This window comes from Bradyrhizobium sp. YCK136 (assembly GCF_044570075.1).
Taxonomy (GTDB): Bacteria; Pseudomonadota; Alphaproteobacteria; order Rhizobiales; family Xanthobacteraceae; genus Bradyrhizobium; species Bradyrhizobium diazoefficiens.
Genome location: NZ_CP172424.1, coordinates 6,263,350 through 6,288,906 on the forward strand (window position 1 = coordinate 6,263,350; position 25,557 = coordinate 6,288,906).

Here is a 25,557-nt window from a genome sequence, read left to right on the forward strand (position 1 = left end):
GTCCTCACCCGATCACGGCGCGCGCGACGTCGAGCAGCGCGGCCTTGACGTCGGAATCGTCGGTCAAGGGCTCGATCATGCCGGCCAGCACGGCGTCGGCGATCGGCGTGCCCGCGGCGATCAGGGTCGCGCAATAGACGACGAGGCGCGTCGAGACGCCCTCCTCCAGATCGTGCCCCCTAAGTGCGCGCAGCCGCCCGGCCAGCGCAACCAGCGGCCGCACGCGATCCGGCGGCAGCCCGCTCTCGGCGGACACCACCGCGATCTCCTGCTCGGGGGCTAAGAAGCCGAACTCGATGGCGACGAAGCGCTGCCGCGTCGAGGGCTTCAGCGCCTTGAGCAGCGTCTGGTAACCGGGATTGTAGGACACGACGAGCATGAAGCTCTTCGGTGCCGCCAGCTCCTCGCCGGTGCGCTCCAGCGGCAGGATGCGGCGATCGTCGGTGAGCGGATGCAGCACCACGGTGACGTCCTTGCGCGCTTCCACCACCTCGTCGAGATAGCAGATGCCGCCCTCGCGCACCGCGCGCGTCAGCGGACCGTCGGTCCATACGGTGTCGCCGCCCTTCAGCAGATAGCGGCCGGTGAGATCGGCGGCGGTGAGATCGTCGTGGCAGGCGACGGTGTGAAGCGGCAGTCCGAGCCGCGCCGCCATATGCGCGACGAAGCGCGTCTTGCCGCAACCGGTCGGCCCCTTGAGCAGGACCGGAAGCTGATGACGCCAGGCGTGCTCGAACAGCGCGCATTCATTGCCGGTTGCGACATAGGCCGGCAACGCGGGCGCCGAGGTCACCGTGTGAAGGGCAGGTTTCATGATGTCTCTCCGGACTTTCCAGGAAGCAGGCGGCCGCGGCGAACCGCGGCCGCCATTTGCGTTTACTCAGCCGGCTGCAGCGCGGCGGGCACGGTCGCCTGCTTCTCGCGGCCCGGCACCAGCACCGCCCAGACGAACATCAGCGCGGAGATCGCGACGAACACGCCGGAACCGAGCCGGACCCAGTAGAACATCGCGAGCTGGTCCTGCACGTCCATGTAGCTCTGGCCGAGCACGCGCTGGAGGTGGACCTGGACCACGCCGGCGAAGGTCAGCGCAAAGGTCATGGTCATCATGGCCGTGCACATGATCCAGAAGCTCGTCATGCTGAGCCACTGGTTGTAGGGCGCGCGTCCCTTCAGCTGCGGGATCGCATAGGCCATCACCGACAGGTTCAGCATCACATAGGCGCCGAAGAAGGCGAGATGGCCGTGCGCGGCGGTGACCTGGGTGCCGTGGGTGTAGTAGTTCACCGAGGACAGCGTGTGCAGGAAGCCCCAGACGCCGGCGCCGAGGAACGCCATCACCGAGCAGCCGACCGACCACAGCAGCGCGGCGCGGTTCGGATGCTTGCGGCCGGCCTTCCAGGTCATCTGCACGGTGAAGATCACCATGGTGAAGAACGGCGCGACCTCGAGCGTCGAGAACAGCGAGCCGATCCACTGCCAGTAGCCGGGCGCGCCGATCCAGTAGAAGTGATGGCCGGTGCCGAGGATGCCCGAGAACAGGGCAAGGCCGATGATGACGTAGAGCCACTTCTCGACCACCTCGCGGTCGATGCCGTTGAGCTTGATCATCAGGTAGGCGAGCACGGAGGCCATGATCAGCTCCCAGACGCCTTCGACCCAGAGATGGACGACGTACCACCAGTACATCTTGTCGACGGCGAGGTTCGCCGGATTGTAGAACGCGAACAGGAAGAAGATCGCAACGCCCCACAGGCCGAACAGCAGGATGTTGGTCACCGTGGTCTTGCGGCCCTTGAGCGCCGTCATGGTCACGTTGAACAGGAACATCAGGCAGACCACGACGATGCCGACCTTGATGATGAAGGGCTGCTCGAGGAATTCGCGGCCCTCGTGGTAGTGGAAGAGATAGCCGACCACGGCGACGCCGGCCGCGCCGAAGAACATCCAGAACTGGATCTTGGCGAGCAGCGGGCTGTACAGCTCGGTCTCGGTCTCTTCCGGGAGCAGGAAGTAGGTCGCCCCCATGAAGCCGATCAGCGACCATACGATCAGCGCGTTGGTATGGATCATCCTGACGATGTTGAACGGCAGGAGGGTCGACAGCGTGTTGGGCAGGACGTAGATGGTTCCGGCGAGCAGGCCGAACAGGACCTGGGCCAGGAACAGCGTCAGCGCGCCGTAGAAATACAGCATCGCGACTTTCTGGGTCTGATATTTCATCTCGGTTCTCTCTGTCTTGAAAGAGGATTAGCGGCGCTCAACCGGCCTTGTTCGGCGGCCAGTCCTGGCGCTTGATCGCGCTCACCCATTGCAGGAAGTCGGCAAGATCGTTGAGCTCCTGGTCGGTCAGGTTGAACTGCGGCATCTGCCGCCGGCCCTCGGCGCCCGACGGCTGCGACTGCATCCAGGCCTTCAGCGTTTCGCGCGCGCTTGCCGGATCTTCCTTGCCGCCCCAGCGATCCCAGACGTTGCCGACCTCGGGCGCGAAATAGGCGCCCTCACCGAGCAAGGTGTGGCAGTTGATGCAGGAGTTCTTCTCCCAGACATGCTTGCCGCGGGCGACCGACGACGTCAGCGTCGACGCGTCCGTCGAGGTCGTGGCCATGTAGTAGTGGCTGTGCGCCGTCAGCCCTATGAAGATGGCGAAGAAAAAAGCCGAGCCGCCGTAGAAGACGTTTCGAGCGGCCGACTTGGTCAGGCGTTCAGCCATTGCCAATCCTTTCCGGTTGATTCCTGTCGAGGTCCGATGCTGTGATTTATTGCCGCTTCGCGCGGCCGGTTCTTTGTCAGGGCGCAATGAGCGCGTCAGATCAGGGCGACGACGGCCGACACGGACCAGGCAAAGAGCACGACGATGACGACCCAGGCGCTCACGAGGCCGCGCCAGAGCGCCGGCGCGGCGCGGAGATCGAGGAAATCGAGCACGATCCGGCGCCCCTTGAGCGCGGCGAAGGCCAGCAGCAGGGCGTTGCCGAGCAGCGGACGCGTCACAAGGGATGGCACCAGGACGGTCGCGAGCGCGAGGCCGATCAGCACGATCCATGTGAGGTCGAGACGATCCGGCATCATCAGCGCACCAGATACAGGATCGGGAACATGACGATCCAGAGCAGGTCGACCATGTGCCAGAAGGCGGTCCCCGTCTCGACGCCGATCACCTCCGCCCCCCGGGAAACCACGGCCAGGATCACGATGCCGAGGCCGACATGCAGGAGATGGAAGCCGGTGAGAAGGAAGTACAGCGTGAAGAACGGGCTGGTCTCCAGCCCGTTTCCCTGCGCGATCTCGCCGGCATATTCGAGCAGCTTGATCGCGATGAAGACGCCGCCGAGGGCCATGGCACCGAACAGCCAGCCGCGCGCGGCCTGCTTGCGGCGAGCCCGTGCGGCGGCCGTGCCGCGGGCGGCGGCCCAGCCGCTGGTCACCAGGACAACGGTATTGAGCCCGGCGAGATGCGCATCGAGCGTGGCCTGTCCGGCCGCGAACATCACGGGATGAACGGCGCGGGCCACGATGAAGGCGCCGAGGAACAGGCCGAACGCGGCCAGCTCGCTGAAGATCAGCACCCAGATCATGGGATCGCCGGGGAGATCCTCGAGGATGCCCCAGCCGGTTCCCTGTTGTTCGCAATCGGTTGCCGACATCTGCCTTCCGGATCAGGACACCGGACAGACTTAGCTGACCCGCCCCGATCCGAGTTTGTCGGCGGACAAACTGGTGGATTGCGCCGGCTTGTTTGCGCCGACGCAACGTCCGCCCGCCCGGATCACGGTAGGAACCGCCTCAGGATTTCAGGGAGCGGCGAGCAACGACATGAGCGATGCACAAATCGGGCTGATGACCGCGACCCCCATCATCATCGCGTTCGCCATCGCGCTCAGGCGCATGGGGGTACTGTCAACCGTGGCGACCGTCTCGGCGGTCAGCCTCTCCGTCGCCATCGCGGCGGTGCTGTTCACCACGCAGTAGCGGCTGCCGTAGGGTGGACGCGTGCCCACCACTTCTCGCGCGATCGTGGAAAGGTGGTAGGCACGGCGCTTACGCGCCTTTGCCGACCCTACAACAGTCCACTCACCGCCGCTGATTATACACGTCGATGCACACCGCTCCCAGCAGCACCAGGCCCTTGATGACCTGCTGATAGTCGATGCCGATGCCGAGGATGGACATGCCGTTGTTCATCACGCCCATGATCATGGCGCCGACCACGGCGCCGCCGACGCGGCCCACGCCGCCATAGGCCGAGGCGCCGCCGATGAAGCAGGCGGCGATGACGTCGAGCTCGAAGCCCAAGCCCGCCTTCGGCGTTGCGGTGTTGAGGCGCGCGGCGAAGACGAGGCCGGCGAGCGCGGCCAGCACGCCCATGTTGACGAAGGTGAGGAAGGTCAGCCGCTCGGTCTTGATGCCCGACAGGCTTGCCGCCTTGGCATTGCCACCGACCGCGTAGATCTGCCGCCCGATCACGGTGCGACGGGTGACGAAGCCGTAGAGCGCGATCAGCGCGCCCATGATCACCAGCACGTTGGGCAGGCCACGATGCGAGGCGATCAGATAGGTGAAGTAGAGCACGGCGCAGGCCAGCAAAATGCTCTTGCCGAGAAAGAAGGCATAAGGCTCGACCTCGATGCCGTGCGACTGCTCGCGCGACCGGCCCTTGGCGCTGACATAGACGAGGCCGAGCGCGAGCACGGCGCCGATCAGCATGGAGGTCGGATGCAGCGTGCCGGCCTCGGGCAGTATCTCCGGAATGAAGCCCGAGGACAGTTTCTGGAAGGTCGCCGGGAACGGCCCGAGCGACTGGCCCTGCAACACCGCAAGCGCAAGACCCTTGAACACGAGCATGCCGGCCAGCGTCACGATGAAGGACGGGATCTTGAAATAGGCCACCCAATAGCCCTGCGCCGCGCCGATCGCCGCGCCCAGCAGCAGGCAGGCGATGAAGGCCAGCGTGTAGTCGACCTTGTACGTCACCATCAGCACGGCGGCCACCGCGCCGACGAAGCCCGCGACCGAACCGACCGAGAGGTCGATATGGCCGGTAACGATCACCAGCAGCATGCCGAGCGCCATGATGACGATGTAGCTGTTCTGGAGCACCAGGTTGGTCAAATTGAGCGGCTGCAGCAGCGTGCCGCCGGTCATGACCTGAAAGAACAGCATGATCGCGATCAGCGACATCAGCATGCCGTAATTGCGCAAATTGTTCTTGATGAAGCTGCCGTGCCGGCGCTCCTCGGGCAGCGAAACCGTCTTGTCGGTCATGGCTGCAATCCTCCCATCTCCGCGGCCTCAGGCACGCCGTTTCCGTTGCTTCTCTGGTTGCGCATGATGGCGCGCATGATCTTCTCCTGCGTCGCTTCCGTGCCGGAGAACTCGCCGACGAAAGCGCCGTCGTTCATCACGCAGATGCGGTCGCAGATGCCGAGCAGCTCGGGCATCTCCGAGGAGATGACCACGACGCCGCGGCCGGCCTCCGCAAGCTCGTTGATGATACAGTAAATCTCGTATTTGGCACCGACGTCGATGCCCCTTGTCGGTTCGTCCAGGATCAGCACCTTGGGGTCGGTCATCAGCCATTTCGACAGCACTACCTTCTGCTGGTTGCCGCCGGAGAGCTGGCCGGTCTCCTGGTAGACGTCGGAGCAGCGGATGCGCATGCGGTTCCTGTAGTCGCTGGCGACCTTCAGCTCGGCGATATCGTCGATCACCCGCCCCGGCGCGACCTGGTCGAGACTGGCGAGCGTGATGTTCTTGCGGACGTCGTCGGCGAGGATCAGGCCGAGCTGCTTGCGGTCCTCGGTGACATAGGCAAGGCCGGCGTCGATCGCGGCGGCGACGCTCGGCAGCACGATCTCCCTGCCCTCGAGCCGGATATGGCCGCTGATATTGGTGCCCCAAGAGCGGCCGAACAGGCTCATGGCGAATTCGGTGCGGCCGGCGCCCATCAAGCCGGCGATGCCGACGACCTCGCCGCGCTTCACGCCGAAACTGACGTTCTTGATGACCTGCCGCTCGGGATGAATGGGGTGATAGACCGACCAGTTCTCGATGGCGAGCACGGGCTCGCCGATCTTCACGCTGCGCTCGGGGAAGCGATGGGCGAGATCGCGGTTGACCATGCTGCGGATGATGCGGTCTTCCTGGATCGGCTCGGCACGGCAGTCGATGCTGTCGACGGTGCGGCCGTCGCGCAGCACGGTGATGTGGTCGGCGACCTTGGCCACCTCGTTGAGCTTGTGCGAGATCAGGATCGAGCCGATGCCCTGCTCGCGGAACGCCATCAGGCGTTCGAGCAATGCGGCACTATCGGCTTCGTTGAGGCTCGCGGTCGGCTCGTCCAGGATCAGCATCCGCACCCGCTTGGACAGCGCCTTGGCGATCTCGACCAGCTGCTGCTTGCCGACGCCGAGGTCGGTGATCAGCGTATCCGGCGATTCCCTCAGGCCGACCTGCGCCAGCAGCTCGCGGGTGCGCCGGTACACCTCGTCGCGGTCGATCACGCCGAATTTCGACGGCGGATGCGACAGGAAGATGTTTTCGGCGATCGACATCAACGGGATCAACGCCAGCTCCTGGTGGATGATGATGATGCCGAGCGCCTCGGAATCGTTGATGTCGCGGAAGCGGCGCTCCTCGCCCTCGAAGATGATGGTGCCTTCGTAGCTGCCGTGGGGATAGACGCCGCTCAAAACCTTCATCAGCGTGGACTTGCCGGCACCGTTCTCGCCGACAAGCGCGTGGATCTGCCCGGCGTGAACCGAGAAATTGACGTCGCGCAGCGCCTGGACGCCGGCAAAGCTCTTGCTGACGTTGCGCATCTCCAGCATGGCGGTCATGGCTTTGGTGTCCTAAATCGCGGTCGTTCCGGGGCGCCCGAAGGGCGAACCCGGAACCTCGAGATTCCGGGTTCGATGCTACGCATCGCCCCGGAATGACGGAACAAGAACGTCTACTGGAACTGCGATTTCTTGTAGTAGCCGCTGTCCACCAGAACCTTCTCCCAATTGTCCTTGTAGACCACGACCGGCTTGAGCAGATAGGACGGAACCTTCTTGACGCCGTTCTCATAGGTGTTGGTGTCGTTGACCGTGACCTGCTTGCCGGCGAGCGCGGCGTCGACCATGTCGGCGGTCACCTTGGCGAGATCGCGGGTGTCCTTGAAGATGGTCGAATACTGATCGCCGCGCAGCATCGCCTTGATCGAGGGCACCTCGGCATCCTGGCCCGAGATGACGGGCATCGGCTGGTCGGCGCTGCCATAGCCCACGCCCTTCAGCGAGGAGATGATGCCGATCGAGAGGCCGTCATAGGGCGACAGCACGGCGTTGACCTTCTTGTTGCCGTAGTAGGCGCTGAGCAGGTTGTCCATGCGGGCCTGCGCGGTGGCGCCGTCCCAGCGCAGGGTCGCGACCTTGTCCATGCCCATCTGGCCAGACACGACGACGAGCTTGCCGCTGTCGATGTAGGGCTTCAGCACGCTCATCGCGCCGTTGTAGAAGAAGTAGGCGTTGTTGTCGTCGGGCGAGCCGCCGAACAGCTCGATGTTGAACGGACCCTTGCCGTCCTTCAGGCCGAGACCCTGCACGAGCGACTCCGCCTGGAGCACGCCGACCTGGAAATTGTCGAAGGTCGCGTAGTAGTCGACGTTCGGCGTGCCGCGGATCAGGCGGTCATAGGCAATCACCGTGATGCCTTTTGCTTTCGCCTGCTTGAGCACGTCGGACAGCGTGGTGCCGTCGATCGCGGCGATCACCAGCGCCTTCGCGCCCTTGGTCACCATGTTCTCGACCTGCGAGAGCTGGTTCGGGATGTCGTCCTCGGCATATTGCAGGTCGGTGTTATAGCCGCGCTCCTTCAGCACCTTGACCATGTTGTTGCCGTCGTCGATCCAGCGCGCCGACGATTTGGTCGGCATGGCGATGCCGACGGTCGCCTTGTCCTGCGCGGAGGCGGTGACGCCCGCGGCCATCGTCGCAGCGCCGGCCAGCGCCAGCGCGAGGAATGTCGTCTTCAGTTTCAGCATGCTTCACTCCCTTGGGTGTCAGACTGTTTTTCGTGTCGTCGAGAACGTTCGTCGTGTGCGGCTCCGAGCCTCCTATGCGAGCTTGACGTCGGGCTCCGCGCGACCGCGCGCGGATGCCTCCAATAAAAACGTGCAGCCGGCTTGCGGATCGGCAGCGCGTGCCGCCGCGTCCATATCCTGCCAGGCCGAGGTGACGAGGAGACGCGACAGGTCAGGGCCGACGAAGGCCGGGCAGCTCGCCTGCCTGGCCGGCACACTCAGCGAGCGCAGGCGCTCGCCCTGCGGAGAGTAGACGTCGATCCGGCTCGCGCCCCAGCACGCATTCCAGATCTGCCCGTCGGCGTCGCACACCGAGCCGTCGAGGCCGCCGATGCCGGTGTGGCGGAGCAGCACCTCCGGCTCGCCGCGCGGCAATCCGGTCGCGGGATTGAGCGGGACGGCGTAGAGCATGGCGCGCGGGGTGTCGGTGAAATAGCCGGTCGCGCCATCCGGCGAGAAGCAGATCGAGTTGGGAATGCTGATGCCGGGAAACAGCGTCGAGATCTTGCCGCGATGGAGCGCGTAGATCGCGCCCGCCTTCGGCTCGGCCTTCTTGCCCATGGTGCCGATCCAGAACGTGCCGGACTGGTGCACGCGGCAATCATTGGAGCGCGTCGTGGGATTGTCGGCTTCGAGCGGGCAGAACAGCGTCATCGCGCCGTCGGCGAGACTGCGGATATAGAGGCCGTCTTCCGCGACGATCAACTGCCGATCGGCATCGATGCGTCCGAGCGCGCTCGCCATCCGGCCGAGCGCGTGGACGCGGATGCCCCCGCCGCCGAGATGCGCCTCGAACAGGCGTCCTTCGCGGATATCGAACCACCAGGCGGTATCGGTGGTGACGTCATAGGTCGGCCCTTCGCCGAGATGACATTGCTCGGCGGAGAGCACGGAGGTCGGCACTTCTTCCATCATGGCGCCCTCACTGCAAAGCGATAGACGGTGTGATGCCGGTAGATTCCGCCGGGATCGAGACGCGGGCTCGGAAAATCCGGCCGGTTCGGCGCGTCAGGCCAGATATGCGGCTCCAGGCACATGGCGTCCGATTGCCGGATCAGCTTGCCGCCCTTGCCCGAGATCGTGCCGTCGAGATAGTTGCCGGAATAGACCTGGATGCCGGGCTGATTGGTGAACAGCTCCATGATGCGTCCCGAACGCGGCGCCTCCAGCCGTGCCGCGAGCGCGAGCTTGCCGTCGCGGCCGAGGCAGTAGGTGTGGTCGTAACCCCTGCCGCTCTGCAATTGCCGATCGTTTTCGCGGATGCGCTCGCCTACGGCATGCGGGTTGCGGAAGTCGAACGGCGTGCCGACAACGCTGCGCGGCGGCTCCGGCAACGGAATGGCGGTGGGATCGATCGCGAGGAAATGCTCGGCTGCGACCGTCAGTCTGTGGTCGAGAATGGACGTGCCTGATGTCGCGCCTTCGAGATTGAAGAAGCTGTGGTTGGTCAAATTGACGATGGTCGGCCGGTCCGTCCGCGCCTCCATCATCAGCGACAGCTCGGCGGGGCCGGTGACGCGATAGGTCAGGCGCACATCGAGCCGGCCCGGATAATTCTCCTCGCCGTGCGGGCTCGTATAGGTGAGCGTCACCGCGGGCTCGGCGCCCTCTTCGATCCCGGCGATCGCCCAGAGCTTGCGGTCGAACCCGTCGAGGCCGCCATGCAGCGCATTCGGGCCATTGTTGACGGGAAGCTGCACCGTCTCGCCGTCGAGCGAGAACTGTCCCCTGGCGATACGGTTGGCGTAGCGGCCGACGGTGGCGCCCAGGAATTTTCGTTCGGCGAGATAGCCGGCGAAGGCGTCGTGGCCGAGCACGACATCGTCGTAGCCGCCCTTGGCGTCCGGCGCGATCAGCGCCTGGATCACCGCGCCATGGGTGATGATACGGGCTTCAAAGCCGCCCTCGCCGCGCAGCACGATGCGCTCGACATTGCGGCCGTCCGGCAGCGTTCCGAAGACGTCTTTTGTTATTTTTGAGCCAGCCATGTTCAGTCCACAAACGGTTCGACGATCGTGCGCCTGCCGAGCAGGAAAGAGTCGGCAACGAGACGCAACGGCGCCAGATCGACATCGCTTGCGCCGGTCGCCGCGAGTTCGACAAAGCGCCGGTACAGCTCGCGATATTCCTGATCGGGCGCCTCGGCAATGGCCTTGCCGTCGACAGCCATCCGACGCCCGCCGCCGGACAAATTCATCCGGCCCTGATCGGTTTCCACGAGGATATCCCAGCTCTGCGGCCCGGTCTGGCGGAAGTCGAATTCGGCGGTGACCGGCAGGCCGCCGATATCGGTCAGCGTCAGGTTCGCGGCAATCGGGGCCTGGCAGTTGGCCGGAAAGGCAAGCTCGGCCGCGGTGACGAACACCGGCTTGGGCAGGATGCGGGTCAGGATCGACAGCGCATTTATGCCGGGATCGAACACGCCGAGCCCGCCCGGCTCCCAGATCCAGGCCTGGCCGGGATGCCAGACGCGGACGTCTTCCTTCCAGTTGATGTGCACGGACTTGATCCGGCGTGTCGCCAGCCATTCGCGGGCCGGCTCGACCGCCGGCGCATAACGCGAATGCCAGGTCGCAAACAGCGTGCGCCTGGCATCGGCCGCCATCGCGATCAGCGGATCGAGCTCGGCAACGCCGGTGCCGGGCGGCTTCTCCAGCATGACGTGCTTGCCGGCGGCGAGCGCCGTGGCGGCCTGGGCGCGCCGCACCTGCGGCGGCGTGCAGAGCGAGACCGCGTCGATCGCCGGGCCCTTCTCCAGCAGCTCTTCGATGGTAGCAAAATGCGGCAGCTCCGGCAGCGAGGCATTGCGACTGGCAACAGCCGCGAGCGTCGCGCCCGGTACCGCCGCGATCGCACCGACATGCTGGTCGCGCGCGATCTTGCCGAATCCGACGATGGCAATGCGAAGGTCGGTCACGCTTATTCTCCAGTATCGGCTGACGGCAGCACCTCGGCCGGGGCGGTCTCGATCACCGTATCCTCGTGGCGGCTCATGCCGTTGTGAATGACAAAGACCATGGCCTCCGATGCCGCCTCGGCATCGCCGGCCGCGATCGCGTCGACGATCTTCTGATGCCAGAGCAGCACGGCGTCGCGGTCCTCCGGCTCGACCGGGGCGCTGAGCAGGAACGAGGTGCGCAAGGCGGCTTCGATGACATGCCCGATCGAGCGCATGAACAGATTGCCGGAGGCCCGCGCCACGGCAACGTGAAGCGCGAGGTCGGCATCGGCAAAGCCCACCGAGTCGGAGGCTTCACGCCGCATGCGCTCCATGCTGCGCCGGAGCTCGGCGACGTCCTCCTCGGACCGCTGCTTCGCTGCGAGCTCGGCCGCGCGCGGCTCGACCGCAAGACGAATCTCGGCGAGGTCGTTGAGGAAGCGCTTGTCGATGCCGGCGTCGAGATGCCAGGCCAGCACGTCTGCATCGAACATGTTCCAGGCCGCGCGCTCGCGCACGACGGTGCCGACGCGGGCCTTGGTGGTGAGCAGGCCCTTGGCCACCAGCGTCTTCACGCTCTCCCGCAGCACCGGCCGCGACACGCCGAACATCGCGATCATCTCGGCATCGCCAGGCAGGCGTGTCCCCTCCGCGTAACGGCCGGCGATGATGTCGACGCCGATCGAGCGGGCCACCTCCGCGTGATTGGAGTGGGCCCGGCGCGTCGGGATGACGACAATGCGCGAGGTCATGTGGCAGCTCCCGCACTCTTGGCCGCGGGCCGGCGCGCGAGCGCGACCAGCCCCTGCTGCAAGGCGATGAAGGCGAACAGTAGCACGCCGGTCGCGATCTTGGTCCACCAGCTCGACAGCGTCCCGTCGAAATTGATGTAGGTCTGGATCAGGCCCTGGATCAGCACGCCGAGGAAGGTGCCGATCACCGAGCCCTGCCCGCCCGTGAGCAGCGTGCCGCCGATCACGACGGCGGCGATGGTGTCGAGCTCGACGCCGACGGCGGACAGCGAGTAGCCGGCGCTGGTGTAGAAGGAGAAGACGATGCCGGCGATGCCTGCGAGCAGGCTCGACAGCATGTAGATCTTCACCGTCATCTTGCCGACCGCAACGCCCATCAGGCTTGCGGTGCTCCGGCTGCCGCCGAGCGCATAGACATTGGCGCCGAACCTCGTGAGATGCAGCAGCAAGGCGCCCCCGATCACGATCACGAGCATGATGATCGCAATCGCGGTCAGCCGCCCGCCGCCGGGCATCCGCAGGGCGAAGTCCGACACGGTGGAATAGACCGGCGCGGTGATCGGGACCGACTCCGTCGAGAGCAGGAAGCTCGCGCCGCGGGCCAGGAACATCCCCGCCAGCGTCACGATGAAAGGCGGCAGATCGAAGACATGGATGACCGCGCCCATCGCCGCACCGAACGCCGCCGAGAGCGCGAGGATGGCGACGAAGGCGACCAGCGGCGGCACGCCCCAGCGTTCGATCGCGAGCGCGACGAAGACGGTGGTGAAGCCGATCACCGAGCCGACCGACAGATCGATGCCGCCGGAGATGATGACGAAGGTCATGCCGGTCGCGACGATGCCGAGAAAAGCGTTGTCGGTGAGGAGATTGCCGACCACGCGGGTGGAGGCGATGTTGGGGAATTGCATGGCGCAGAGCGCGAAGCCCGCGACGAGCACGATGGCCGTGATCAGGACGGGCGGCAGGCCTTTCATGCTTTCGCCCTCCGCAGCCGCGCCGCGATACCGGCAAGCCCCGAGAATTTCGGCGATTGCAGCAGCAGAACCGCGAGCACGACCACCGCCTTGACCAGCAGATTGAACTCCGGCGGATAGCCGGACAGCAGGATCCCGGTGTTCATGGTCTGGATGATCAGCGCGCCGAGTACGGCCAGAACGAGGCTGAAGCGGCCGCCGAACAGCGAGGTGCCGCCGATCACGACGGCCAGGATCGCATCGAGCTCGAGCCAGAGGCCGGCATTGTTGGCATCCGCGCCCATGATGTCGGCGGCCGCAATCACGCCGGCCAGCGCGGCGCAGACGCCGCACCAGACATAGACCGAAAGAATCATCGCGCGGGTGCCGACGCCGGCAAGCTCGCTCGCCCGCGCATTACCGCCGGTCGCCTCGATCAGAAGCCCGAGCGCCGAGCCGCGCACCACCGCGCCGGTGAGGATCAGCATGACCAAGGCGATCGCGACCGGCACCGGCAGGCCGAGGATGGCACCGTTGCCGAGCCAGACCAGGTCGGGCGAGGAAAACGTCACGATACGTCCCTCGGTGATGAGCTGGGCGATGCCCCGCCCCGCCACCATCAGGATCAGCGTCGCCACGATCGGCTGCATGCCGAGCACCGCGACGAGAAAGCCGTTCCACAATCCGCAGACGAGGCCGGCGCCGAGCGCGGCCGCCAGCACGATCGGAAGCCCGTGGCTGTCAGCGAGGCTCGCCGCAATCGCGCCCGAGATCGCCATGATTGCGCCGACCGAGAGGTCGATGCCGCGCGTCGCGATCACCAGCACCATGCCGAGCGAAAGCAGCGCCACCGGCGTGCCGCGGTTGAGCACGTCGATCAGGCTGCCGAACAGACGGCCGTCCTGAAGGCGCAAATCGAAGAATTGCGGCGACACCACGCGGTCGACCGCGAGGATGACGATCAGTGCGAGGATCTGGGCAAGGCCGCGGCGCGGCAACAGCGCTATCATGCCCGCCCCTCATGCGCTGTGGCGGCGCCGTCGGCCGCGATGGCCGCGAGAATGTTGCCGACGTCAATCGCCTCGCCCGCGAGCTCCTCGATATGGGCGCGGTCGCGCAGCACCACGACCCGATCCGAATAGGTCACGATCTCGTCCAGCTCCGAGGAGATCACGAGCAGAGAGAGCCCTTCGTCGCAGAGGTCGCGGATCAGGCGGATGATCTCGGCATGCGCGCCGACGTCGATGCCGCGGGTCGGCTCGTCCAGCACCAGCAGCCGCGGCGAGGTCGCGAGCCAGCGCGCCAGCAGCACTTTTTGCTGATTGCCGCCGGAGAGCAGGCCCACCGGGCGCTCCGGATCGGACGGACGGATGTCCAGCATCCTGACGTAGCGGCGCGCGATCTCGTCCTGCTCGCGGCGCGACAGCGGGCGATGCAGCCCGCGTTTGGCCTGAAGCGCCAGCACGATGTTCTCGCGCACGCTGAGCTCGGCGACGATGCCGTCGGTCTTGCGTTCCTCCGGGCAATAGCCAAAGCCGTGGCGCACGCCGTCGCGCGGCGAGTGCAGCCGCACGGGCGCGCCTTCAACCTTCGCCTGCCCGCGATCGGCGCGCTCGGCGCCGAACACCAGCCGCGCCGTCTCGGTGCGGCCCGAGCCGAGCAGGCCGGCGAGGCCCACGACCTCGCCATGGCGCAGCTCGAGATTGAACGGCGCGACATAGCCGGATTTGCCGTAATTCTCGAAGCTCGCGCAGATCTCGCGCGCCTGATGCTCGCGTGTCGCCGCCCGCGCGCCGGTGGTCTCGGCCAGTTCGCGGCCGAGCATCATGCGGATCAGCTCGATCCGCGGCAGCGAGGCAGTCTCGCGCTCACCGACCAGGCGGCCGTTGCGCAAGACGGTGATGCGGTCGGAGATCTCGTAGACCTGGTCGAGGAAATGGCTAACGAAGACGATGCCGATGCCGCGCCCCGCGAGCTGGCGCATGATGCCGAACAGGATCTCGACCTCGTGACGATCGAGGCTCGCGGTCGGCTCGTCCAGGATCAGCACGCGCGCGGACAGATCGACGGCGCGCGCAATCGCGGTGACATGCTGGACGGCGACGGAATAGCTGCCGAGCGGCGCTGATACGTCGATGTCGAGGCCGAACTCCGCGAGCAGCGCTTTGGCGCGGCGGCGCATCTCGCCGTCGCGCACGATGCCGAAGCGCATCGGCTGGCGGTCGAGAAACCAGTTCTGCGCCACCGAGAGATTCGGCAGCAGATTGACCTCCTGGTAGACCGTGGCGATGCCGGCCTGAAGCGCGGCCTTGGCCGAGCGCGGCGCGACCTCCTCGCCGCCGAGCCTGACGATGCCGGCGTCGCGCGGAAATACGCCCGTGACGACCTTGATCAGCGTGGACTTGCCGGCGCCGTTCTCGCCGAGCAGCGCATGGATCTCGCCGGCGCGAAGCGTGAAGTCGACCTCCTGCAACGCACGCACAGCGCCGAAGCTCTTGCTGATCCCGCGCACCTCCAGAAGGGGCGGAGCAGGATCGGGGCTGTTCTCCATAGCGACCTCACTCCCACCGGCGTCCGCTGATGCTGCGGACACCCAGCCTATTCGTTTGCGCAGCGGTGCCGAAGGGGGTGCCGGACCACAAATGGGCGGTCCGGCACGGCGCCCGCCTCAGTAACCGAGGCCCTTCTTGCTGTCGTAGCTGCGGATCATCGGCCGCGGTATAGAGCCTGGACTCGGTCTGGATCCACTTGGGCGGAACAGTGCCCTTGTCCTTGAAGGCCGCGATGGCATCGAGCGCGGGGCCCGCCATGTTCGGCGTCAGCTCGACCGTGGCATTGGCTTCGCCGGCGGCCATCGCCTTGAAGATATCGGGAACCGCGTCGATCGAGACGGTGAGGATCTCCTTGCCGGGCTTGAGGCCGGCTTCCTTCATCGCCTGGATCGCGCCGACCATCATGTCGTCGTTGTGCGCGTAGACCGCGCAGATCGACTTGCCGCCGCCTTCGGCCTTGATGAAGCTCTCCATCACCTCCTTGCCCTTGGCGCGGGTGAAGTCGCCGGTCTGGCTGCGCACCACCTTCAGGTTCGCGTGCTTGGCGATGGCAGTGTCAAAACCCTTCTTGCGGTTGGCAGCGACGCTGGCGCCGACCGTGCCCTGCAATTCGACGATGTTGCAGGCCTTGCCGCCGACGGTCTTGGCCAGCCAGTCGCCGGCGACCTCGCCTTCGTGCACGCTGTCCGACGTGACGGCGGTGAGATAGAGTTCCTTGCCGGAGGGATCGATGTCGCGGTCGAGCAGCACGACCGGGATCTTGGCCTCCTTGGCTTCCTTCAGCACCGAGTCCCAGCCGGTCGAGACGACGGGCGCGAGGAAGATCGCATCGACGTTCTGCGCGATGAAGGAGCGGATCGCCTTGATCTGGTTCTCCTGCTTCTGCTGGGCGTCGGCGATCTTGAGATTGACCTTGCGCGGCCTCCTGCTTGGAGACCGAGGTCTCAGCCGCGCGCCAGCCGGATTCCAATCCGATCTGCGAGAAGCCGATGGTGAGCTCGGCGGCATTCGCCGGCAGCGCGAGCAGCAACGCGGCCGTGGCGCTGGCTGCAAAGAGGGCTTTGAGGATCATCAGGCGTGTCTCCCAAGAAGTGATCTTGTGTTTATCTCAGGCGCCGATTGGTAGCATGACACCTGCGAACCGTCCTTTGCGGACGGCGGGAGGCGCTATTTCACGGAAGATCGGTTCCGACTAGTCATATTATCTGACTATTTGGAGGAAACGCGCGTTGGCGGACTGGGTGGCTCTATGACACACCCAGCGCGATTTTGTTCCAGCGATGCAACGAGGAGATGAAGGTGCGCTCCCTCGCCCCGCTTGCGGGGAGAGGGTTGGGGTGAGGGCGCTCGCAATGACGATGTGTGGAGCTCGGCGTAGGTCGACCAAATCGACTCGCGGAGACTCCCCCTCACCCGGAATTCGCGCTTCGCGCAAATTTCGGCCTCTCCCCGCAAGCGGGGAGAGGCGAAAAAGAAGCTAGATCAGCTTCCGCTGCGCGAGGTTCTTCATCAGCGCACCGATGCCAAACGTCCACGGCTCGCACTCGTCGCTGGTGCGCATGCGGTTGACCAGCTTGCCGAGCTGGGGCGCGGCGATGGTGACGATGTCGTCGCGCTTGTGGGTGAAGCCCTGCCCCGGCGCATCGCGGTCCTTGACCGGCGCGAACATGGTGCCGAGGAACAGCACGAAGCCGTCAGGGTATTGATGGACCTTGCCGATGGTCTGTTCGACAAGGTCGGTCGGATCGCGGCTGATCTTGCTGATCGAGGAATGGCCGTCGAGGATGAAACCGTCGGTCCCCTTCACGTTCAGGCTGATGTCGAGCTTGCGCGCGTCGTCGAGCGTGAAGGTGTCGTCGAACAGGCGCAGCAGCGGACCGATCGCGCAGGACGCGTTGTTGTCCTTGGCCTTCGAGAGCAAGAGCGCCGAGCGCCCCTCGAAGTCGCGCAGATTGACGTCGTTGCCAAGCGAACCGCCGACGATCTTGCCGCGGCTCGAGACGAACAGCACGAGCTCCGGCTCGGGGTTGTTCCAGGTGGACTTCGGATGCAGGCCGGCGTCCATGCCGGTGCCGACCGAGGACAGGGTCGGTGCCTTGGTGAAGACCTCGGCATCGGGACCGATGCCGACCTCGAGATACTGGCTCCAGGCGTTCTGATCGATCAGCACCTGCTTCAGGTGCATCGCCTGGTCCGAGCCCGGCTTGAGCTTTGACAGATCGTCGCCGATCAACCGCGTCACCTCTTTCCGGATCGCTTCGGCCGAGGCCGGATTGCCCTTGGCGCGCTCCTCGATGACGCGCTCCAGCATCGAGATAGCGAAGGTGACGCCGGCCGCCTCCAGGGTCTGGAGATCGACCGGCGCGAGCAGCCACGGCTTCTTGGGGTCACGTCCATCGGGGGCCGTATTGGCCACGATGGCGTCGAGATCGCCGATGCGCTCACCCCTGGTCGCGGCGAGCGCCTTGGCCGGATTGTCCTCTTCGCAAAGCGCGCTGACGGTCGGAAATTTGGCGGTGACGTCGTAGACACCGTCGCCGCGCACGGCGACCACGGCGGGACCGTTCGCCTGCGGCAGCCAGACGCGGCCGACCAGCGTCCCCTTCGTTCCATCTTCGGGGAGAAGGTCTTTAACGGACAGTGTCGTCATGGCCGGCGTCCTCGCTGTTTTTCGGACCGGCCGCGTTCGAACGGCAGGCCGATCCCATTGGCGAAGACCAATAAACGTCTGGCAGGGGAAGTCCAGACCGGCAGCGAAGAGCCGCTATGCCCCTGCGCGCGCCTCTATGCGCCTGCGCGCGCTTTGCGGGCCGCGATCTGCTGGAGTGCCCAGCGTGCGTTCTTGCGGACATCAGGGTCGGCATCGTCGGCGATGACGGCGAGGAACGCCTCGCCGTCGGGATGGGCGATCTCGCCGAGCGCGGCGGCCGCCTCCTTCCGCAAATTGGCCTGGTCATGGTTGATGCAATTGCCGATCGGGCGCACCGCGCGCTCGATCTTCATCCTGCCGAGGCTGCGGATCGCCTTCAGCCGCACCTGCCAGAATTCGTCGCCAAGCGAAGCCACGAGCTGGTCTGCGGCGAGCGAGCCGTTGACGTTGAGGCCCAGCGTTTCGGCCGCCATCTCGCGCACCATCCAATCGCTGTCCTTCAGCGCGCGTGTGATCGTCTCGGCGGCCGGCTTCATCTGCGAGAACGCCAGCGCACTCACGGCGGCGCGGCGCACATGCGCATCAGGGTCGTTGATCAGCGCGGTCAGCGCCGGGATGGATTCTTCCAGCTTGAGGAAGCCGATCACGCCGATCGCCTGCACGCGTACGGCGGCGTCAGTGTCCTGGAGCGCTTCCAGCGCCGGCTTCAGCGTGTCCTTGCAGCGCAATTCCTTCAGCGCGCGCAGCGCGCCCATGCGGACGAAGGCGTGGGCGTGCTTGACCAGCGGCAGGATGATTCCGGCACAGGCCGGATCCTTGAACTCGGCCATGCTGTCGGCAGCGGCCGACGCCACGATTCTCTCAGGGTCGACCAGCAGCTTGACCAGCGCGCTCGCGGCCTCCGGCCCGTCGAACTCGCCGAGCGCTATCGCGACCTGCTGGCGTACGCCGGCATCGGGATCTGCGACCATGTTGGCGAGATGCGCAACCGCCGCCGGATCGCCGGAATGACCGAGCGCGATGATGGCGACGCGGCGCTCCGCGGGATCGGCGGCCTGAAGCCGCTCGTCGGCGTCTTCGAGGTCGTCATAGGATTCGAACGGGCTCGACATGATCACCTCAGCAGATAGGGAATGTTGACGGTGACGGCGCCGGTCGGGCAATCGGCTTCGCAGGGCATGCAGTACCAGCACTCGTCATAGGCCATGTAGGCCTTGTTGGTCATCTCGCTGATGCGGAGCACGTCGAGCGGGCAGACGTCGACGCAGACGGTGCAGCCCTTGTCGGCGATGCATTTGGCGTCGTCGACGACCACCGGAACCGATGTCTGATAGGACGCGAGAGGCATTTTATGTCTCCTGTTGCTATGGTCTGGTGGATCAGGCGGAGGCGCGGATGCGCTGCTTGTCGTAGAGGTCCTTCTCGTCGTCGGCGATCGGCACGACGTAGGGCTCCACCGCGCGCTTCTCGCTGGTCATCTTGCCGTCCTGCTTGGAGAGCAGCGTGTGGCAGAACCAGTTCTCGTTGTCCTTCTCCGGGAAATCCGTGCGCCAGTGATAGAGGCCCCAGCGGCTCTCCTCGCGGTAGAGCGAGGCATGCACCGCCATGTCGGCGCAGTCCATGATCGACTGCACTTCGAGCGCGCGCAGCAGCTCGTGCGCGTTGCGCGCGATCATATGTTCCTGCATGTCCTGCCGCGCCTCGGCAAGGCGGCGCATGCCGAGCTCGTACTTGCGCGTGACTTTCGGCGGCTGGAGATAGTCGTTGACCAGGCGCCGGCTCTTGTATTCGACCTGGTTCGGCGGAATGCCGTCCTCGCGCTTGGTCGGCGCCATCACGCGGTCGCGCTCCAGCGCGACATCGGCGGCGTCGAACTCCGCAAAGTCGTGGCTGTCGGCGAACTCCATCGCGTCGATGCCGGCGACCGAGCCGTTGGTGAAGGCGCCGAGCATGTAGTTGTGCGGCACGCTCGCCATGTCGCCGGCGGCGTAGAGGCCGGGCACGGTGGTGCGGGCATTGTCGTCGACGAACACGCCGGAGGCGCTGTGGCCGGAGCAGAAGCCGATCTCGGAGATGTGCATCTCGATCGATTCGCTGCGGTAGTCGACGCCGCGTCCCTGCTGGAACAGGCCGCGCGTCGGACGCTCGACCTTGTGCAGCGTGGATTCGATCTCCGAGATGGTGTCGGGGTGAAGATGCTTGAGCTGGAGGAACACCGGCCCCTTGCCGGACAAGAGCTCATTGTAGAACTCCAGCATCATCTGGCCGGACCAGTAGTCGCATTCGATGAAACGCGAGCCTTCGTTGTTGGCGGTGAAGGCGCCGAACGGACCGGCGACATAGGCGCAGGCCGGGCCGTTATAGTCCTTGATCAGCGGATTGATCTGGTAGCATTCGAGGTTCGCGAGCGCCGCGCCGGCGTGATAGGCCATGGAGTAGCCGTCGCCGGAATTGGCGGCGTTCTCATAGGTGCCGAACATGTAGCCGGAGGTCGGCAGACCGAGGCGGCCGGCGGCGCCCATGCACAGGATCACCGCCTTGGCCTTGATGACCAGCATTTCGGCCGTTCGCGTGTTGACGGAGATCGCGCCGGCGATGCGGCCATCAGACGATTTCAGCAGCCGCGTCGCCATGTAGCGGTTGGAGATCAGGATGCGGGCACGGCGGAGCTGACGGTACAGCGCCTTCTTCACGGTCTCGCCGTTCGGCATCGGCAGCACATAGGTGCCGATGTGATGCACCTTCTTGACGGCATAGTCGCCGTTCTCGTTCTTCAGGAAGCGGATGCCGAAACTGTCGAGCTCTTCGATAATCTTGTAGCAGTTCTGCGCGTATTTATAGACCGCCTTCTGGTCGACGATGCCGTCATTGGCGATAGTGATTTCCTTGGTGTACTGCTCCGGCGTCGCGTAGCCGGGGATGACCGCGTTGTTGAGCCCGTCCATGCCCATGGAGATCGCGCCGGAGCGCTTGACGTTCGCCTTCTCGAGCAGGACGACATTGGCCTTCGGATTCTTCAGCTTCGCCTTGAGCGCCGCCATCGGGCCGGCCGTGCCGCCGCCGATGACCAGCACATCGCAGGAAACCTCCGAAAGTCCGTCGACGATCTGATCTAGTACCCACTTTTCTTGGAACGTGAGTCGTGATTCAAGGTCGGGATGATACCCGAAGCAAGAGAAGTCCACCTTTCGAGGAAAGATCGCAAGGTGCTTGAGGCGTGCTGTCGCTCACCGGTGACGTTGCAGCGCGATTTGAAGCGGGCGCGGATAGTTCTGTTGGCGGCGGATGGGCGCAGCACCCGGTCGATCGCCAAGGAAGTTGGGGTCCAGCCGCGGATTGTCAGCCTTTGGCGGCATCGCTATGCCGACCATGGCCTTGAAGGGCTGCAAGACAAGCCGCGGCCTGGCAAGCAGCCGATCTATACGAAGACGACCGACAAGCGGATTCTGAAGCTGCTGGATAAGCCGCCACCGCAAGGGTTTGCGCGCTGGACCGGCCCCCTGCTGGCCGAGGCGCTGGGCGATGTCGATGTCCAATATGTCTGGCGGTTCCTGCGCAGCCACAAGATTGACCTGGTGGCTCGCAAGTCCTGGTGCGAGAGCAACGACCCGAACTTTACGGCCAAAGCCGCCGATGTTGTCGGCCTCTATGTCGCGCCGCCGGCGAAGGCCATTGTGCTGTGCGTGGACGAGAAGCCCTCGATCCAGGCTTTGGAGCGAGCGCAGGGTTATCTGAAGTTGCCCAATGGCCGCGCCTTGACCGGCCAAAGCCACGATTACAAGCGGCATGGCACCACAACATTGTTTGCGGCGCTCGAAGTCGCCACCGGAAAGATCATCGCGACCCATTCAAAACGCCGGCGCCGCGTCGAGTTTCTCGATTTCATGAACAGCGTCACCGCGGCTTTTCCGAACCGCAAGCTTCACGTCATCCTCGACAACCTCAACACCCATAAAAAGAACGAGGACTGGCTCAAGGCCCACCCCAACGTGCAATTTCATTTCACGCCGACAAGTGCGTCATGGCTCAATCAGGTCGAAGTATGGTTTTCCATCTTGCAGGGGCAGTCGCTCAGCGGCACCTCCTTCACGAGCCTCAAGCAGCTTCAGGAACACATCGATGCCTACGTCAACGCATACAACGACAGAGCCGAGCCCTTCGTCTGGACCAAGAAAAAGGTCCGTCAACGCCGTTTCAAAGGCCGCCGTATCACTCAGCTCTGATTCCGGGTACTAGGGTCCAGACTCAATTGAGCCAATATGCGACGAGAGCGGCGAGATGAACAGCGGCCAAAAAATTACGGGCGAGCTTGTCATATCGCGTGGCGATGCGCCGGAAGTCCTTGAGCCTGCAAAAGCAGCGTTCGATGACATTTCGTCCTTTGTAGGCGCGTTTGTTGAAGCGATGGATGACGACACGGTTAGATTTATTGGGGATTACGGGCTTGGCGCCACGACGAATGATTTCGCCGCGAAGCTTGTCGCCATCATACCCTTTGTCGGCGAGGAGCACGCTCATGGGTGGCGCGAGCGCCAGGACATCGGGAGCCGCAGCGATATCGGCATCCTGGCCTGGAGTCAGATGCAGGACGACCGGCCGGCAGAGCGGATCGCTCAGCGCATGGATTTTTGTCGTGCGGCCTCCGCGCGAGCGGCCGATTGCTTGATTGTGCTCCCCCCTTTTCCGCCGGAGGCACACCGGTGAGCTTTAATCGAGGTCGAGTCGAGCGACAGTACGACGCCGTCTTCGCCAGGCTTGGCCAGCGCTTCGAAGATTGCGCACCATCGTCCTCGCTTGGCCCAGCGATTGAAGCGATTGTAGATCGTCGTGTAAGGGCCGTATTCACGTGGACAATCACGCCATCGTGCACCCGATTGCAGCATGTGAATGATGCCGCTGACGATGCGTCGGTCGTCGTCCCGATCCGGCCCCGTCAGTCCCCTCGGCAGATGCGGTTCGATACGCGCCCATTGCCTGTCGTTCAGCCAAAACAAACCAGCGCGCATTCTCTCGCCCCCGAATCAACACGTAGGCAAGAGAATCACGTGGCGCTATTTAGGTACAGACCCTAGTGCCATCGCTTGCTCCTGGTTCGCCGATAGCCGGCGCCTTTGCATCAGATTTGTTCAGGCGACGTTCCGGCGATAGCAATTAGTTGTCGCCGGGCCGCGATTTGCGCCTCAGCGCTCGACAAAGGCCTTTTCGATCACGAAATGGCCGGGCTGGCTGTGATTGCCCTCGACAAAGCCGCGCGCGGAAAACATCGCAGGGAGCTCCTCCAGCATCGCCGGGCTGCCGCACAGCATGATGCGGTCGGTCTCGATATCGAGGCCCGGCAGCCCGATGTCGTCGAACAGCTGGTTCGAGGCGATCAGATCGGTGATGCGGCCGCGGTTCCTGAATGGCTCGCGGGTCACGGTCGGGTAGTAGACGAGCTTGTCGCGGATCAGGGGACCGAAGAATTCGTGGCTGCGCAGGCCTTCGACGAGGTGCTCGCCATAGGCGAGCTCGGAGACCTGGCGGCAGCCATGGGCGAGCACGATGGTCTCGTAATTCTCGTAGACGTCAGGGTCCTTGATCAGGCTGGCGAACGGCGCAAGCCCCGTGCCGGTCGAGAGCAGCAAGAGGCGCTTGCCGGGAATGAGGTTGCCGGTGATCAGCGTGCCGGTCGCCTTGCGGCCGACCAGGATGATGTCGCCTTCCCTGATCTTCTGGAGGCGCGAGGTCAGCGGGCCGTCCTGCACCTTGATCGAGAAGAACTCGAGCGCCTCCTCGTGGTTGGCGCTCGCCATGCTGTAAGCCCGCATCAGCGGCTTGCCCTCGACCTCGAGGCCGATCATGGCGAACTGGCCGTTCTGGAAGCGGAAGCCCGGATCGCGGGTCGCGGTGAAGCTGAACAGGGACTCGGTCCAGTGGCGGACCGACAACACCGTTTCCCTCTGAAATGCGCTCATGGTCTCTCCTTGGCCATCGACGACGCCCAAGGTTTCGGAGCGAGGAGAGTCCGGCAATTCGGAAGTGAAATTCCCGGTCGATTAGTTTCACATTTCGCGGGCGGTGACTGAAGAGGAGGCAGCGAAGGTCAGGCGAGCGCACGCGCGCTGGCAATTAGTTGCTATCGCAGTGGCGTCACAACGACGTAGAGAGGAGTCGGAGGTTCGTCATGACCATGACTTTGGTGGCACCGACCGTAGCCGTCTACGAAGCCAGCGCCGATCTCGCCGCGCTCCTCGTCCGCACCACGCAGGACGATGCGTTAAGCCTGCCCGCCGAAACACTCCGCCTCTCCTGCAAATGCGCCCACTGCACCCGCGCCCGCTTCGACGGCCGCTTCCCGGACGCGTTTCCGGGGATTGCCATCACCGAGATCGGCGATCTCGGTTACGGGCTGAACATCTCATTTTCGGATGGGCACAACCGGGGGATCTATCCCAAGCCGTATCTGCTGAGCCTGGCGGGGCGCTGACCCAACGATGTCGTCCTGGCGAAAGCCAGGACCCATTACCCCAAGAGCAAGTTGCAAAAGCGGGCTGTGGCAACATGGCCGCGCAACAACGCACACGTGTGGTAATGGGTCCTGGATCAGCGCTCCGCTTCGCTCGCTTGTCCAGGACGACGATGTTGGTGAGGCACGCTAGCCAAGCCACAAATTCCGCTGTCATTCCCCGCGAAGGCGGGGAATCCAGTACGCCGCGGCCTCTCGATAACCCATTGACGCCTCTGGAATACTGGATCGCCCGGTCAAGCCGGGCGATGACAGCGGAGTGAATCTGGCACGGACATTGCTCCTCTTTAGAGCGACTTGAACGTTCCGGAGGCAGGTGATGTTGCAGGCGGCCAATGTGGTTCGCGGGGCTGTTCCCCCGGCAGTCCGGCCTGCCGGAAGCTCCTCGCTGCTGCTCACCGAGAACCAGCAATGGATCGGCGGACCGCCGGCGCTGATGGACAAGCTGACGCCGCGCGAGCGGGAGCTGGTGCTGAAGCAGGGGCGCCGCAAGGTGCTCAACCGCGGCCAGACGCTGTTCAGCCAGGGCGGCAAGCATGACGGCATCTGGCTGATCGAGAGCGGCCGCATCCGCGTGTTCTACACCTCCCCGCTCGGACGCGAGATCACGCTGGCCTATTGGCATGTCGGCAATTTCGTCGGCGGGCCGGAGGTGTTCGAAGGCACCGTGCATCAATGGTCCGGCGTCGCATCCAGCAATTGCAGCGTGGTGCACCTTCCCGGAAAGGAACTGCCGTCCCTTGCCGCAGAGATCCCGAACCTTGCGATCGGCCTGATCGAAGGTCTCACCTTCAAGGGCAAATGCTATTCCGCGCTGGCGCAGATGCTGGGAACGCGCTCGATCACCCAGCGCCTTGCGCATCGCTTGCTGCATCTCGTCGAGCTCTACGGCGTCGATGATGCGGACGGCCGGGTGATCGCGGCCGCCTTCACCCATGCCGACATCGCCCACATGGTCGGCGCCACCCGGCAATGGGTGACGATCAGCCTGAAGCGCATGCAGGAGAAGGGAATCGTCGTGACCAAGCGCTCGCAGATCGTGGTGTGCCGGACCGACGTGCTGGAGGAGATGCGCGGCCAGGCGTCCGATTAAGGAAGCCTGCGGCCAGGGCCGGTGCACAGGCAAGCGGCTTTATAGT

At 64.8% G+C, this 25,557-nt stretch carries 25 protein-coding genes and 1 pseudogene; 4 read left to right on the forward strand and 22 right to left on the reverse strand.

The genetic code is table 11. The features are described from left to right. Positions 1–4: 4 nt before the first annotated feature. The 5 genes from ACFLEY_RS30310 to ACFLEY_RS30330 form a co-directional block, all read right to left on the reverse strand. Positions 5–814, reverse strand: coding sequence for a CbbQ/NirQ/NorQ/GpvN family protein (locus ACFLEY_RS30310; RefSeq protein ID WP_011086000.1), 810 nt, complete (start codon positions 812–814; stop codon positions 5–7). Between the two features lie 62 nt (positions 815–876). Next, entirely contained in the window at positions 877–2,223 is a 1,347-nt protein-coding gene (locus ACFLEY_RS30315; RefSeq protein WP_028172167.1) for a cbb3-type cytochrome c oxidase subunit I, read from the reverse strand. A 37-nt stretch (positions 2,224–2,260) separates the two neighbouring features. Further along, positions 2,261–2,713, reverse strand: a complete 453-nt coding sequence (locus ACFLEY_RS30320; protein ID WP_060911261.1) for a cytochrome c — start codon at positions 2,711–2,713, stop codon at positions 2,261–2,263. A gap of 95 nt (positions 2,714–2,808) precedes the next feature. After that, positions 2,809–3,069 (reverse strand): cytochrome C oxidase subunit IV family protein, encoded by a 261-nt coding sequence (locus tag ACFLEY_RS30325; RefSeq protein ID WP_049832431.1) that lies wholly within the window; start codon positions 3,067–3,069, stop codon positions 2,809–2,811. A gap of 2 nt (positions 3,070–3,071) precedes the next feature. Then, positions 3,072–3,647 (reverse strand): cytochrome c oxidase subunit 3 family protein, encoded by a 576-nt coding sequence (locus ACFLEY_RS30330; protein ID WP_060911260.1) that lies wholly within the window; start codon positions 3,645–3,647, stop codon positions 3,072–3,074. Positions 3,648–3,816: 169 nt separating this feature from the next. Between ACFLEY_RS30330 and ACFLEY_RS30335 the strand changes: the two genes are divergently transcribed. Next, positions 3,817–3,972: a hypothetical protein gene (locus ACFLEY_RS30335; protein WP_091892367.1), complete on the forward strand. Its 156-nt coding sequence runs from the start codon at positions 3,817–3,819 to the stop codon at positions 3,970–3,972. A 102-nt stretch (positions 3,973–4,074) separates the two neighbouring features. Here ACFLEY_RS30335 and mmsB read toward each other — a convergent pair whose 3' ends face one another. From mmsB to ACFLEY_RS30410, 15 genes and pseudogenes are all read right to left on the reverse strand, one after another. Then, positions 4,075–5,265, reverse strand: coding sequence for a multiple monosaccharide ABC transporter permease (gene mmsB / locus ACFLEY_RS30340; protein ID WP_011085994.1), 1,191 nt, complete (start codon positions 5,263–5,265; stop codon positions 4,075–4,077). Beyond that, the gene (mmsA, locus tag ACFLEY_RS30345) at positions 5,262–6,839 is read right to left on the reverse strand and encodes a multiple monosaccharide ABC transporter ATP-binding protein (RefSeq protein ID WP_060911259.1); all 1,578 of its coding nucleotides are present in this window, start codon (positions 6,837–6,839) and stop codon (positions 5,262–5,264) included. The genes mmsB and mmsA overlap by 4 nt, the downstream gene beginning before the upstream one ends. 113 nt (positions 6,840–6,952) lie before the next feature. Beyond that, on the reverse strand, positions 6,953–8,026 hold the full coding sequence (gene chvE, locus ACFLEY_RS30350) for a multiple monosaccharide ABC transporter substrate-binding protein (protein ID WP_011085992.1): 1,074 nt from the start codon (positions 8,024–8,026) through the stop codon (positions 6,953–6,955). Positions 8,027–8,098: 72 nt separating this feature from the next. Then, positions 8,099–8,977 (reverse strand): SMP-30/gluconolactonase/LRE family protein, encoded by an 879-nt coding sequence (locus ACFLEY_RS30355; protein ID WP_211433965.1) that lies wholly within the window; start codon positions 8,975–8,977, stop codon positions 8,099–8,101. Further along, positions 8,977–10,053 (reverse strand): aldose epimerase family protein, encoded by a 1,077-nt coding sequence (locus tag ACFLEY_RS30360; RefSeq protein WP_060911257.1) that lies wholly within the window; start codon positions 10,051–10,053, stop codon positions 8,977–8,979. Before ACFLEY_RS30360 ends, ACFLEY_RS30355 begins: the two co-directional genes overlap by 1 nt. Positions 10,054–10,055: 2 nt before the next feature. Next, positions 10,056–10,982 (reverse strand): Gfo/Idh/MocA family protein, encoded by a 927-nt coding sequence (locus tag ACFLEY_RS30365; RefSeq protein ID WP_060911256.1) that lies wholly within the window; start codon positions 10,980–10,982, stop codon positions 10,056–10,058. A gap of 2 nt (positions 10,983–10,984) precedes the next feature. Continuing rightward, positions 10,985–11,755: a FadR/GntR family transcriptional regulator gene (locus ACFLEY_RS30370; protein ID WP_060911255.1), complete on the reverse strand. Its 771-nt coding sequence runs from the start codon at positions 11,753–11,755 to the stop codon at positions 10,985–10,987. Continuing rightward, the gene (gene yjfF / locus ACFLEY_RS30375) at positions 11,752–12,732 is read right to left on the reverse strand and encodes a galactofuranose ABC transporter, permease protein YjfF (RefSeq protein WP_060911254.1); all 981 of its coding nucleotides are present in this window, start codon (positions 12,730–12,732) and stop codon (positions 11,752–11,754) included. The genes ACFLEY_RS30370 and yjfF overlap by 4 nt, the downstream gene beginning before the upstream one ends. Beyond that, the gene (locus ACFLEY_RS30380; RefSeq protein WP_011085986.1) at positions 12,729–13,721 is read right to left on the reverse strand and encodes an ABC transporter permease; all 993 of its coding nucleotides are present in this window, start codon (positions 13,719–13,721) and stop codon (positions 12,729–12,731) included. The genes yjfF and ACFLEY_RS30380 overlap by 4 nt, the downstream gene beginning before the upstream one ends. Continuing rightward, entirely contained in the window at positions 13,718–15,262 is a 1,545-nt protein-coding gene (locus ACFLEY_RS30385; RefSeq protein WP_060911253.1) for a sugar ABC transporter ATP-binding protein, read from the reverse strand. Before ACFLEY_RS30385 ends, ACFLEY_RS30380 begins: the two co-directional genes overlap by 4 nt. Positions 15,263–15,379: 117 nt before the next feature. Then, positions 15,380–16,335, reverse strand: a pseudogene (ytfQ, locus tag ACFLEY_RS30390) (galactofuranose ABC transporter, galactofuranose-binding protein YtfQ). Positions 16,336–16,740: 405 nt separating this feature from the next. Continuing rightward, positions 16,741–17,913 (reverse strand): fumarylacetoacetate hydrolase family protein, encoded by a 1,173-nt coding sequence (locus tag ACFLEY_RS30395; RefSeq protein ID WP_060911252.1) that lies wholly within the window; start codon positions 17,911–17,913, stop codon positions 16,741–16,743. A 134-nt stretch (positions 17,914–18,047) separates the two neighbouring features. Further along, positions 18,048–19,025 (reverse strand): HEAT repeat domain-containing protein, encoded by a 978-nt coding sequence (locus ACFLEY_RS30400; protein WP_060911251.1) that lies wholly within the window; start codon positions 19,023–19,025, stop codon positions 18,048–18,050. A gap of 2 nt (positions 19,026–19,027) precedes the next feature. Further along, on the reverse strand, positions 19,028–19,261 hold the full coding sequence (locus ACFLEY_RS30405; protein WP_011085981.1) for a ferredoxin family protein: 234 nt from the start codon (positions 19,259–19,261) through the stop codon (positions 19,028–19,030). Between the two features lie 31 nt (positions 19,262–19,292). Further along, positions 19,293–20,987 carry a fumarate reductase/succinate dehydrogenase flavoprotein subunit gene (locus tag ACFLEY_RS30410; RefSeq protein ID WP_396604279.1) on the reverse strand — a complete coding sequence of 565 codons (1,695 nt, stop codon included), beginning with the start codon at positions 20,985–20,987 and terminating at the stop codon, positions 19,293–19,295. An 84-nt stretch (positions 20,988–21,071) separates the two neighbouring features. On the opposite strand from ACFLEY_RS30410, the gene ACFLEY_RS30415 reads away from it, so the two are divergent. Next, on the forward strand, positions 21,072–22,136 hold the full coding sequence (locus tag ACFLEY_RS30415) for an IS630-like element ISRj1 family transposase (RefSeq protein WP_026192128.1): 1,065 nt from the start codon (positions 21,072–21,074) through the stop codon (positions 22,134–22,136). Between the two features lie 22 nt (positions 22,137–22,158). Here the strand turns inward: ACFLEY_RS30415 and ACFLEY_RS30420 are convergent. After that, positions 22,159–22,919 (reverse strand): IS5 family transposase gene (locus tag ACFLEY_RS30420; protein WP_110115998.1). Its coding sequence is split into 2 segments (ribosomal slippage): positions 22,159–22,580 and positions 22,580–22,919, totalling 762 coding nucleotides; the frame shifts between segments, so codons are not numbered across the junction. Between the two features lie 174 nt (positions 22,920–23,093). Beyond that, complete coding sequence (locus ACFLEY_RS30425; RefSeq protein ID WP_028172180.1) at positions 23,094–23,867, reverse strand: ferredoxin--NADP reductase; 774 nt, start codon at positions 23,865–23,867, stop codon at positions 23,094–23,096. A gap of 215 nt (positions 23,868–24,082) precedes the next feature. On the opposite strand from ACFLEY_RS30425, the gene ACFLEY_RS30430 reads away from it, so the two are divergent. Next, positions 24,083–24,379: a gamma-butyrobetaine hydroxylase-like domain-containing protein gene (locus ACFLEY_RS30430; protein ID WP_060913002.1), complete on the forward strand. Its 297-nt coding sequence runs from the start codon at positions 24,083–24,085 to the stop codon at positions 24,377–24,379. Between the two features lie 358 nt (positions 24,380–24,737). Further along, a complete protein-coding gene (locus ACFLEY_RS30435; protein WP_211433541.1) occupies positions 24,738–25,511 on the forward strand; it encodes a Crp/Fnr family transcriptional regulator in 774 nt (257 codons plus the stop codon). The last annotated feature ends 46 nt before the right edge of the window (positions 25,512–25,557 follow it).

Excerpts from the sequence above, each read along its gene's own strand:
- ACFLEY_RS30405 (WP_011085981.1), bottom strand. The coding sequence starts at position 19,261 with ATGCCTCTCGCGTCCTATCAGACATCGGTTCCGGTGGTCGTCGACGAC.
- ACFLEY_RS30315 (WP_028172167.1), bottom strand. The coding sequence starts at position 2,223 with ATGAAATATCAGACCCAGAAAGTCGCGATGCTGTATTTCTACGGCGCG.
- ACFLEY_RS30430 (WP_060913002.1), top strand. The coding sequence starts at position 24,083 with ATGACTTTGGTGGCACCGACCGTAGCCGTCTACGAAGCCAGCGCCGAT.
- ACFLEY_RS30400 (WP_060911251.1), bottom strand. The coding sequence starts at position 19,025 with ATGTCGAGCCCGTTCGAATCCTATGACGACCTCGAAGACGCCGACGAG.
- ACFLEY_RS30395 (WP_060911252.1), bottom strand. The coding sequence starts at position 17,913 with ATGACGACACTGTCCGTTAAAGACCTTCTCCCCGAAGATGGAACGAAG.
- yjfF (WP_060911254.1), bottom strand. The coding sequence starts at position 12,732 with ATGAAAGGCCTGCCGCCCGTCCTGATCACGGCCATCGTGCTCGTCGCG.
- ACFLEY_RS30335 (WP_091892367.1), top strand. The coding sequence starts at position 3,817 with ATGAGCGATGCACAAATCGGGCTGATGACCGCGACCCCCATCATCATC.
- ACFLEY_RS30380 (WP_011085986.1), bottom strand. The coding sequence starts at position 13,721 with ATGATAGCGCTGTTGCCGCGCCGCGGCCTTGCCCAGATCCTCGCACTG.
- ACFLEY_RS30385 (WP_060911253.1), bottom strand. The coding sequence starts at position 15,262 with ATGGAGAACAGCCCCGATCCTGCTCCGCCCCTTCTGGAGGTGCGCGGG.
- ACFLEY_RS30310 (WP_011086000.1), bottom strand. The coding sequence starts at position 814 with ATGAAACCTGCCCTTCACACGGTGACCTCGGCGCCCGCGTTGCCGGCC.
- ACFLEY_RS30435 (WP_211433541.1), top strand. The coding sequence starts at position 24,738 with ATGTTGCAGGCGGCCAATGTGGTTCGCGGGGCTGTTCCCCCGGCAGTC.
- chvE (WP_011085992.1), bottom strand. The coding sequence starts at position 8,026 with ATGCTGAAACTGAAGACGACATTCCTCGCGCTGGCGCTGGCCGGCGCT.
- ACFLEY_RS30360 (WP_060911257.1), bottom strand. The coding sequence starts at position 10,053 with ATGGCTGGCTCAAAAATAACAAAAGACGTCTTCGGAACGCTGCCGGAC.
- ACFLEY_RS30415 (WP_026192128.1), top strand. The coding sequence starts at position 21,072 with ATGATACCCGAAGCAAGAGAAGTCCACCTTTCGAGGAAAGATCGCAAG.
- ACFLEY_RS30425 (WP_028172180.1), bottom strand. The coding sequence starts at position 23,867 with ATGAGCGCATTTCAGAGGGAAACGGTGTTGTCGGTCCGCCACTGGACC.
- mmsB (WP_011085994.1), bottom strand. The coding sequence starts at position 5,265 with ATGACCGACAAGACGGTTTCGCTGCCCGAGGAGCGCCGGCACGGCAGC.
- ACFLEY_RS30330 (WP_060911260.1), bottom strand. The coding sequence starts at position 3,647 with ATGTCGGCAACCGATTGCGAACAACAGGGAACCGGCTGGGGCATCCTC.
- mmsA (WP_060911259.1), bottom strand. The coding sequence starts at position 6,839 with ATGACCGCCATGCTGGAGATGCGCAACGTCAGCAAGAGCTTTGCCGGC.
- ACFLEY_RS30370 (WP_060911255.1), bottom strand. The coding sequence starts at position 11,755 with ATGACCTCGCGCATTGTCGTCATCCCGACGCGCCGGGCCCACTCCAAT.
- ACFLEY_RS30325 (WP_049832431.1), bottom strand. The coding sequence starts at position 3,069 with ATGCCGGATCGTCTCGACCTCACATGGATCGTGCTGATCGGCCTCGCG.
- ACFLEY_RS30320 (WP_060911261.1), bottom strand. The coding sequence starts at position 2,713 with ATGGCTGAACGCCTGACCAAGTCGGCCGCTCGAAACGTCTTCTACGGC.
- ACFLEY_RS30355 (WP_211433965.1), bottom strand. The coding sequence starts at position 8,977 with ATGGAAGAAGTGCCGACCTCCGTGCTCTCCGCCGAGCAATGTCATCTC.